This window comes from Alkalimonas collagenimarina (assembly GCF_030717845.1).
Classification (GTDB): Bacteria; Pseudomonadota; Gammaproteobacteria; order Enterobacterales; family Alteromonadaceae; genus Alkalimonas; species Alkalimonas collagenimarina.
On the sequence record NZ_JAUZVZ010000018.1, the window covers coordinates 71,603 to 80,735 of the forward strand.

Below are 9,133 nucleotides of genomic sequence, written 5' to 3' on the forward strand. Positions count from 1 at the left end.
CCCGGGGCGCTGACAGTCTAATGAAAAAATGCAGGCACTGGCCTGCATTTTTTATCACAATACCTACTTACAACAACATTTTCTAGCTAACTCATTGTGAGCAGGCGCCCAGTTGCCAGAAACTACCGTCATCAGAGGACAAAGTGGTGACTCCCCAGGTAGAACCTGCCATCGTCGCATTACTACCGTTAGCAAAGTAGTCCGGGAAGTAAATGTTGCCGGTACTGTAAGCACGACCTGCGACTTTATGGCTGTAATTGTTGGTGGTATAAGCCACACAGTCGGTAGGAGCAGGAGGTGGTGGATTGCCGCTGTCTCCATCGCCCGGGCCACCGTCATCGCCATCATCCGGTGCGACGTTACTGCAGCTTTGTGCCGGGCCAAAACAGCTGGCATCGTCGTCCTGCCAACGACACTGATCGCCAGTAATCACCTGTTCTCTAAGCACAAAGCTAGCTGTACCATATTCCAGATAGCAGTTGGCATAGTTGGTGTAATCCAGCCGGCCAGCGCTAATGTGCTGGTCCAGCGTAGCGTTTTGGCCAGCATCAATGGTAAAGCTCAGCAGTTCGGCACTAAATAACCCACCTTGATCAGTGGCCGTAATCAACGCGCTTTGCTCACCACCTGCCAACTGACACTGCGTTGCGCTAAATAGATCGGCATTGACCGTGGCACTAACGGTACCATTGCTAAACTCAACCGTAACCGTATCCAGATCACGATTAAGATCAAACACCCTGCCGCTCACAGTGGCGCACTGACCATCGACAGCAACCGCCAGATCAGATAACTCGGGTGCTGTCGCAGGGGGTGGAGGGCCAATCAATAGTTGCTCCGTGTATGCGGTGCTAACTAGCCCTTCGCTGTCAGTGGCACTGACAGTTAACTGATACCAATCATCCGCCAGTACTGGACTGTTCAGGCTAAAGCTACCATCCGCGGCGGGCGCTGCGCTGACCAATTGCTGCTGGCCAACGCTGTCGGTAAAATCGGCGGTGACCGTGATGGCATCCCCATCGACATCGGTCGCATTGCCAGTCACTGTAACGACACTATTTTGCTGGCTCACATGGATAGAGCTCAGCTCAGGTGGGCTGTTGCGATTCACCCGCTGGTTATTTTCTTGAAAGTACTGTGCCAAATAAGCTGCGTAGTTAATGCTGTTACTATTGATGTAAGAGCCACTAGCGCCTTGGCCACCAGACCAGGCATGGTTAACATTGTTAAACCACAGCATCGATACCCGGCCATCTTGCCACAGCGTTTCGTCAGCCGTACGGCCGCTGCCATCACTGATCAGGTTTTCACCGCTGAGTTGGCTTACATTGTATACATCGGCCATGCCATTGGCATTTTGCTCGTTGTAGCACAGATTGACCGTGGTATCGTTGCGGCCATGCGCAATAGAGGCAATCTGGCTATCGAAGTGGCTGGCGTAACTGCCAGCATACTGAGCACAGCGGGCGGCCACATTGGCGGTTTCGCAGGGGCCAATAGCACCGCTAGAGCTAGTGCCAATACTCGGCCCGGCACTAATGCCCATGCCGGCAAATACATCCGGTGCCAGACACGCCGTAGTATTGGCAAAGGCGGCACCCGACGAGAGCCCAGCAATATAAACCTGATTCGGATCTATCTGGTAGCTGACATCGGCGACCAGGTTATTGGCCAGAGTGATGAGGTTTTTGTAGTCACCAGCGCTACGTGATTTAGTGCCCTGCCAGTACGACCAGCAGCCAAAACCTGCCTTATTCATGGCATCAGGCACCGCGATAACAAGGCCATATTGCTCGGCCACCTGGGTTAAATTCGCAGTCAGAAATGCATCGATCGATTGAGTGCAGCCATGCAACACAACCAGTAAGCCACGGCCTTGGCCGATAGCGGAAACACTGTCGGGCGTATATAGATGAACTCGATTAAAATCACCAACACTTACATTCTGTTGCCAGCTACCAGCGACAACTGGCTTGCTGAGCAAGGCGGCGGCAAAAATCGCCGCGGTCAGCATCATGCCGACACGACTAAAAGTTTGAATTTTCACGTCTGTTGTTCCTTATCTTTTTTGTTTAAGTGAACACCTCAGCGACGCTCCTTCTCCCTGTTTCGACCTCTGACTCCCGGTAGCAAGCTGGGATGCCTAACCACTATAGAAGACAACAGTTCATTCCGATTTAGTACTTTAGTGCTGTAAAAGCGCAGCAGCAGCTCGCCAGTAAAGCCGGAATAACGTAAACTGGCGGCATAAGAAATGGCAGTGATTGATATGAGCACACCAGCCCAGCTCCACCCACGCAACCCGCATCAGGGCCGCTACGATTTAGCTCAGCTCAGCAGTAGCTTTGCTCCTTTGAAAAAGCATCTGACTATCAGCCCCGCTGGCGAACCCACCATCAATTTTAGCGAACCAGAAGCGGTACAGGCGTTAAATGCAGCCTTGCTCAAGTACCATTACCAGATAGCTTACTGGCAACTACCGCCTGACTATTTGTGCCCGCCTATTCCAGGGCGAGCCGATTACATTCATTATGCGGCCGATTTATTGGCTGGGCCTGCAGGCGTTCCTACGGGTAAACAAGTGAAACTGTTAGATATTGGCTGTGGTGCCAATTTGATTTATCCCATCATTGCCAATCGAAGTTATGGGTGGCGCTGTGTCGGCAGCGATATCGATGTCATCGCCCTTAAAGCAGCTCAACTAATCATCGATAGCAACCCGAAACTCAGCGGCCAGATCAGTCTACGCAAACAAGCGGACAGCACCAAGCTATTGCACGGCCTGATCCAACCAGATGATGCCTTTGATCTTAGTGTGTGTAACCCGCCCTTTTATCGCTCGGCTGCCGAAGCCGCCAGCGCTAACCAGCGGAAACGTACCAACCTGAAACTCGCAGCGGCACCACAGCAACGCAACTTTGCCGGCCAACAGCACGAACTATGGTGCCCCGGTGGAGAACTGGCGTTTATTAAACGATTGATTGCAGAAAGCGTCGATTTTACCAGCCAGGTCCGCTGGTTTAGCAGCCTAGTTTCCCAGCAACGCCATCTGAAACTACTGGCCGAAACCGCGAGCAAAGCAGGTGCCACAGAAGTGAAACCCATCAAGATGCAACAAGGCCAGAAAAGCAGCCACCTGCTGGCCTGGCGTTTTTAGCTGATCAGTAATCGATGCTTGCATTCACGCATGCCATTGAAAACCGGCGTTGAAACCTTCTCGGGGAAGTCTTTCGGTAACTCGTTTTGCACTCGTTCAATCACATCATCCACTTGTCGGCGTCAATTACTCCGAATCGGCGATCTTCACTTGACATGCAACCAAATAGTTGCATAATAAATTTATGACGACTGATATGAACGATATTTTCAAAGCGCTTGCTGATCCCTGCCGGCGCGAGCTGCTTGACCGCCTTAGTGAAGAAAACGGCCAGACGTTGGGCGCGCTTTGCGAGCGCATGGCCATCAGCCGTCAGGGCGTGACCAAGCACCTAGCCTTGCTTGAGGCTGCAAATCTGGTCGTGATTGTGTGGCAAGGCAGAGAAAAACTGCACTACCTGAACCCTGAGCCGATTCAGCAAATCCATCAGCGCTGGATTGGAAAATTTGAACCGCAGCGTCTGCAAGCACTCGCCACCTTAAAAAAAGCTTTGGAGGATAAATAAAATGGCCAGCACAGAATTTGTCTATGTAACTTATATTGATACGACCCCCGAGCAGCTTTGGCAGGCACTGACCAGCGCCGAGTTTACCCGGCAATACTGGGGAGAACGTGGTATTGAATCGAGCTGGCAAGTAGGCGCTGCGGTGCAATTATTGAAAGAGAACGGCTCTCTGGATTGGTCTGGCCGGGTACTGGAGGCAGCACCACCCAAGCGCCTTTCTTATACCTTTGATCCCGCCAGCGATGACGAAATGCCGGGCTATCAGGGGGAAAGAGTGGATCTGACCCAGCCAGAAAAACCATCCAGAGTCACCTTTGAGATTGAACCATACATGGGCAAGGTGAAGCTTACCCTGACGCATGATCAGTTCGAGCCCGGTAGCAAAGTACTGCCAGGCATAAGTAACGGCTGGCCTGTGATTCTTTCTGGCCTGAAGTCTTTGCTGGAGAGTCAGGCAGCGCTTTTCCCCGATTGGCGTTAAGGGCTAGAGCCGACCCACTGCACACTGAAAGTACCACTCAACCCAATGGAGGAAGCATGGTCAACATCGAACATATCCAGTATGTGAACGCTACAGCATCACAGGTGTATCAAGCACTGACTACCGAAGCCGGATTAGCCGCCATCTGGACTCAAGAGCTGGTATTTACTGCGGAAGTAGATGCCATCAACGAATTCAGGTTTGGTGATGAGACACCCACCAAAATGCAGATCACCAAACTCACTCCAAACCAGGGCATGAGCTGGCTTTGTGTGAACTCGGATCCAGAATGGATAGGTACCAGTGTGCATTTTCAGCTGCATGAAACAGGCGGCAAAACATCGGTCACCTTACGACATACCGATTGGCGTGAACTGACCGACTTCTACCGTTTTTGCAATTACAACTGGGCAATATTCTTACTCAGCTTAAAAGAGTATTGCGAAGCGGGCACTGGCATCAATTATCAGGTCAGAAAATTTTAACAATACTGCCATCTCTTCAGATGCAGCCATCAGCAAAACCAAACACTGAGTGCTCTGGCTGAGGAGATACACCATACCCCGCCCTTGGGTTTACCAATATTGGCGCCTGGGTGATGGGGCGCAACATGTTCGGGCCCATTCGTGGTCCCTGGCCTGATTTCAACTGACAAGGTTGGTAGGGCAATCACCCGCCCTACCACGTGCCGGTGTTTGATTCTCGACAGCCGTTTACCGTGCCTTCCCGGCATCAAGTGCCGTTACCCATTCATCCACCACCTGCTCCAACACCAACAATGGTAAGGCGCCATTGCTCAGTACCACGTCGTGGAATTCGCGAATATCGAAACGCTCACCCAGTCGCGCTTTGGCGTCCTCGCGCAGCTCCAGCATCTTTAGATGACCAATTTTGTATGAAGTTGCCTGCCCCGGCTGCACCAGATAACGGTTGATCTCAGTACGCACATCACGTGGGTTCATGCCAGTTTTCTCAATCATATAGGCTTCAGCCTGCTCAGGTGTCCAGCGCTTGCGATGCAAACCGGTATCAACCACCAAGCGCACCGAACGAAACATCTCGGCTTGCAAGCGACCTAAATCGCCCAATGGATCGTCGGCATACACGCCCATTTCGGCGACAAGTTGTTCAGCATACAGCGCCCACCCTTCGGTATAGGGACTGGGGTTTAGCATCCGTCTTAGAAAGGGCAAATCATCAAGGGTCTGCGCCAGTGAGATTTGAAAATGATGGCCGGGTGCACCTTCATGGTAGGCCAAGGTTGGCAGGCTCCATCGATTGTTCGACTCGATATCTCCCAGATTAATGAAGAAAGTACCTGGCCGCGAGCCATCCAATGCTGGTGGGAAGTAATACCCACCAGGCGCAGTTGCCTGGGCATGCTCCGGCACCGGTGAAACCTGTAGTTCCTGCTCGGGTACCCGATTAAAATAGTGGGGAATATAAGGCGTAAGACGATCAAGCGCAGCCTCGATATCGGCGATCACCTCTGCCCGACCTTTATCGGAATCTTCATAGGCGAAGCGTGGGTCTTTTGCCAGCTGTACGACACGCTCACCCACTGAGCCTTCACTTAATCCCTCTGCACGCAGCAGCCGATCCATTTGCTTTTCAACGCGCGCTACCTCGTCATGGCCGATTTGATGGATGGTGTCAGCGTCGAGATCCGTGCTCGTATTCCAACGCAGTGCTGTGTCGTAAAATTCCTTACCGTCTGGTAGTGCCCACACGCCTTGATTTGGCGGGTTTTTCTCAAGCGTTTGCTCCAAACGCGTTAGCAAACGTGCATAGGCCGGATTGGTGTGCTCACGCACGGCTTGCTCGGCTTCATTCAATAGCGCTTGCCGGCGTTCGGGTTCAATACTTGGTACCGTATCCAACTTGCTTTGTAGCGCAGCAACAAAGATGCTCGAAGCAGCTTCTGGCGCCAATAACGTACGGATCTGACCGGCCGCACCCTCCAAAGCAACTTGAGGTGGGATCACGCCGTGCTCGGCCTGCATGTCGAAGTTATCAAGCACCTGATCCAGCTTTTGGCCAATGGCTTCTAGCCTGGTAATGTAATTCTGTGCATCACTCTCGCTCGTGATCGCATGATGATTCTGCATAAACTGCGGTATCGATACCGGGATGCTAAAAAGCTGGTCGACTGCGTACACCGAACTACCTACTTGCACCCAGGCTGGCGCCCAGTCGAATGCCAGTAGATCGATCTGAACACCGTAAAACCAAGCGGCCAAGTCATGGCTCCAACGTTCCTGCCCTTCCTGAGCCTGCCGGTCATAGGCATTTATAATGTCTAGCAATTGCTGCCATTCATTCCGAAGTTGAGCACGGCGCGGCAGTGATACATCGGTCATCTGGTGCGACAAGTTCCCGATCTCGTCATCAACAATGCCCAGTATGCTGCGAAGCTCCGGATCACTATTGATGCTAAGTGTGCTCAACTCATCGAGCCGTTGGTGAAAACTGGTCGTATCCTCTTTTTCATGCGGCGCCGTAACCCCATCACTGATAGCCACTCCACTACTCAAAGCGGCGATGCTAGCAAGACACCATGCTAATAACACTTTCCTCATCAATTATTCCTTTTTATCTTGAAATCATAGCTGCTCTGATAGGCAGCCTTATTTCCCGAAACGCTTTAATCAGGCATTCCTGTCAACGTCTGCGGCCGCAAAAAAATCCAACTGATCAGCATGGGCTTTTAAAAACGCTGGTCGAGCAGTAGCCCGCTCGATATAGTCACGACAGGCAGCGTAGGGTTTCAAGCCACCCAATCGATCGACCTGACACCCAGCATAACGCAGCAGACAGATGCATCTTGTTAAATTGTGTTAACTTGTACCGGTATTAGTGCGAGTTATAAACAGGCAACAAGCGTCATTGGCGGCAAACGTTTTTCTGTAGTCGAATGACAAGGGCTGAAATCGACAAAACTGGCAGTGCAACGGGTAGAAGCCTGGGCGAGCTGTTGGGGTATTCGACAGTTTCAGAGTTCTGTAAATAAGTGTACGGTACTCTAGTTGTCGTATTGGTTTTCTAAGCAGACTATAAATTTTAAATGCAAACTTTCAGTTAGATAAATAATAACTTGATTTCAATAACAGTCATGATTTACGACATATTCGCTAGAGCATAATGCTATCTGAGCTGTTTGACCATTTCATCAATGCATAAGCTGCGTATTTGTCGCAACATTCTTATCTCGCCCGGGCGGCTCTGGCTGTAATCGCCAAGCGAACACACCTGCTCAATAAGCGCATCAGCATGGATAGGAATGGATGCCAGTAGCTTGTTGAGCTCGCGCTCAGCCAAGGCGGGAGCGATTTGAATTTCAGCGGCAAAGGCGATCACATCATCTCGAGTCAGTTCACCATAACACGTTGCCTTTCCCATCGGCTGCGACAGCTCTTCGTCACCGTGTTGACCGGCAGCTGCATAAATGATGGTACTGAGTAAATCATAATGAGGCATAAACTGTATGCCGTTCGCGGTTAGATGAAAGGACAAGTTTTTTAAATGCGCATCACCATTACCAACAATGGCATTGAATACAACCCATCTGAACATCGCAATTTTGGTCATGGCCACCTGCCGGCATTTATTGCAAAGCTTTAGCAGATTTTGAGCATTGCTGGCTTTGTATTTATCTACAAAGGGCAGCTCCAGCAGTTGGCATCCATCGAGCATATGCAATCGTGACTGCTCGGGGTATTCACCAACCCTGTCGAAGCGTCTGACAATATAAGCAGGCTCTGGAACGTAAATGATAGCCACATCAGGTACTGGCAATCCACATAGTCGCGCCAGCGACATGACAAACCACTCGTTGCGACACGTAAAGGGATACTCGTCAGGGCGGGAGTGCTCAGGCTTTAGTATGTGAGTTGAGGCCATTTGGCCGGATGGCTCTAATAGTTGGCCATCGTCAGTGAAGATCACCAGCATTTTGTGTTGGGCACCAGCCAAGGACATCTTCTTGCTCTGCCGATTGTTTAATGGCGATTTAGGCAGCTTTTTTATCCGCTCATTTAAATCAACATGAGAAATAGGCGCGGCTCCACCAGCACCCAAGGCAGTGCCGGGAGGAAGTAATGTAAAAGCACCAGCAGATTCATGCCCTATCGCAGCCAGTAATGCAAATGCATCCCCTGGCGGGATCTTCTCGCTTTTAGCAAGTAACTCTCTGGCTGCTTCTTCCGGCAGCAGGTTATCAAAAAACCACTGTACGGGTCGCGTGGTTGATTTATCAAGCTGTGGTTCTTCTATCAGCTCAAGGCCAGGAATGATGGCAAGGCCATTACGCTGAATTAACCACTTGGGATCATACTGAAACCCCCAAATGCCAGATGTTTCAATTAGCTGACCCAGAAGGTCATGGCCAAGATAAACATCTAATGCTCTCATGGCCGCTTAACCCTGGTTGACTTAATCTTATCCATGTACTCAAACACCTGATCTGCATCGGGTGCCGGAATGTCAGAATCTCTTTCCAGTCTGGGCCTGTACCCTACAGGACTCGTGTGCTTCATCTCTGCATCCCCCATGACAGCACGAATTGTATCTTTGCCAGAACCAGACAATGTCCGAAATGCGTCAACATCAACATCCAGTGGCAAAGCCAACTCAATGCGTACGCCAAGGGTGGTTAAAACATCCAGCACCTTTCCGATCTGCGCTGTTTCCTTACCATTCTCAATATGACTTAAGAACGACTGACCCACGCCTGATAAACTGGCGGCAGAGAATTGATCAAGATCTTGGCTTAACCGGGCCATTTTAATGATCATGCCAATATGTGCAGTATTTTTGATTGTAACTTTCATACCACCTCAGCGTTTTATATATCAGATCTGATAAATTAAGTGATGTCTCACTGAAATATAGTCTAATTTATCAGAACGAACAAGTTAATTGCCGCGCAATGTGTTTGATGACATAAAATATTCGTTCGAATAAATTAGAAATTCACGGTGATGGATCAATG

At 50.4% G+C, this 9,133-nt stretch carries 8 protein-coding genes and 2 pseudogenes; 5 read left to right on the plus strand and 5 right to left on the minus strand.

The window, feature by feature from the left end; all coding sequences use genetic code 11:
- Positions 1 to 91: 91 nt before the first annotated feature.
- The gene (locus Q3O60_RS12720) at positions 92 to 2,047 is read right to left on the minus strand and encodes an extracellular catalytic domain type 1 short-chain-length polyhydroxyalkanoate depolymerase (protein WP_369812671.1); all 1,956 of its coding nucleotides are present in this window, start codon (positions 2,045 to 2,047) and stop codon (positions 92 to 94) included.
- 207 nt (positions 2,048 to 2,254) lie between these two features.
- Here Q3O60_RS12720 and rlmF point away from each other — a divergent pair, with 207 nt between their 5' ends.
- The 5 genes and pseudogenes from rlmF to Q3O60_RS12745 all read left to right on the plus strand — a co-directional run.
- Positions 2,255 to 3,157 (plus strand): 23S rRNA (adenine(1618)-N(6))-methyltransferase RlmF, encoded by a 903-nt coding sequence (rlmF, locus tag Q3O60_RS12725; protein WP_305894318.1) that lies wholly within the window; start codon positions 2,255 to 2,257, stop codon positions 3,155 to 3,157.
- 196 nt (positions 3,158 to 3,353) lie between these two features.
- Positions 3,354 to 3,662, plus strand: a complete 309-nt coding sequence (locus Q3O60_RS12730) for an ArsR/SmtB family transcription factor (RefSeq protein WP_305894319.1) — start codon at positions 3,354 to 3,356, stop codon at positions 3,660 to 3,662.
- Between the two features lies 1 nt (position 3,663).
- Entirely contained in the window at positions 3,664 to 4,143 is a 480-nt protein-coding gene (locus Q3O60_RS12735; RefSeq protein ID WP_305894320.1) for an SRPBCC family protein, read from the plus strand.
- 56 nt (positions 4,144 to 4,199) lie between these two features.
- Positions 4,200 to 4,628, plus strand: a complete 429-nt coding sequence (locus Q3O60_RS12740; protein ID WP_305894321.1) for an SRPBCC family protein — start codon at positions 4,200 to 4,202, stop codon at positions 4,626 to 4,628.
- An 80-nt stretch (positions 4,629 to 4,708) separates the two neighbouring features.
- Positions 4,709 to 4,792 (plus strand): annotated as a pseudogene (locus tag Q3O60_RS12745) (dihydrofolate reductase family protein); the annotation flags it as partial.
- 64 nt (positions 4,793 to 4,856) lie between these two features.
- Here Q3O60_RS12745 and Q3O60_RS12750 read toward each other — a convergent pair.
- From Q3O60_RS12750 to Q3O60_RS12765, 4 genes and pseudogenes are all read right to left on the minus strand, one after another.
- A complete protein-coding gene (locus Q3O60_RS12750; RefSeq protein ID WP_305894322.1) occupies positions 4,857 to 6,722 on the minus strand; it encodes a DUF885 domain-containing protein in 1,866 nt (621 codons plus the stop codon).
- Between the two features lie 69 nt (positions 6,723 to 6,791).
- Positions 6,792 to 6,932 (minus strand): annotated as a pseudogene (locus tag Q3O60_RS12755) (glutathione S-transferase family protein); the annotation flags it as partial.
- A gap of 355 nt (positions 6,933 to 7,287) precedes the next feature.
- Entirely contained in the window at positions 7,288 to 8,553 is a 1,266-nt protein-coding gene (locus Q3O60_RS12760) for a HipA domain-containing protein (protein ID WP_305894323.1), read from the minus strand.
- Entirely contained in the window at positions 8,550 to 8,972 is a 423-nt protein-coding gene (locus Q3O60_RS12765; RefSeq protein WP_305894324.1) for a helix-turn-helix domain-containing protein, read from the minus strand. Before Q3O60_RS12765 ends, Q3O60_RS12760 begins: the two co-directional genes overlap by 4 nt.
- Positions 8,973 to 9,133 lie beyond the last annotated feature (161 nt).

What these genes read in the sequence shown, in the direction of transcription:
- rlmF (WP_305894318.1), top strand. Translation starts at nt 2,255, where the DNA reads ATGGCAGTGATTGATATGAGCACACCAGCCCAGCTCCACCCACGCAAC.
- Q3O60_RS12730 (WP_305894319.1), top strand. Translation starts at nt 3,354, where the DNA reads ATGAACGATATTTTCAAAGCGCTTGCTGATCCCTGCCGGCGCGAGCTG.
- Q3O60_RS12735 (WP_305894320.1), top strand. Translation starts at nt 3,664, where the DNA reads ATGGCCAGCACAGAATTTGTCTATGTAACTTATATTGATACGACCCCC.
- Q3O60_RS12740 (WP_305894321.1), top strand. Translation starts at nt 4,200, where the DNA reads ATGGTCAACATCGAACATATCCAGTATGTGAACGCTACAGCATCACAG.
- Q3O60_RS12750 (WP_305894322.1), bottom strand. Translation starts at nt 6,722, where the DNA reads ATGAGGAAAGTGTTATTAGCATGGTGTCTTGCTAGCATCGCCGCTTTG.
- Q3O60_RS12760 (WP_305894323.1), bottom strand. Translation starts at nt 8,553, where the DNA reads ATGAGAGCATTAGATGTTTATCTTGGCCATGACCTTCTGGGTCAGCTA.
- Q3O60_RS12765 (WP_305894324.1), bottom strand. Translation starts at nt 8,972, where the DNA reads ATGAAAGTTACAATCAAAAATACTGCACATATTGGCATGATCATTAAA.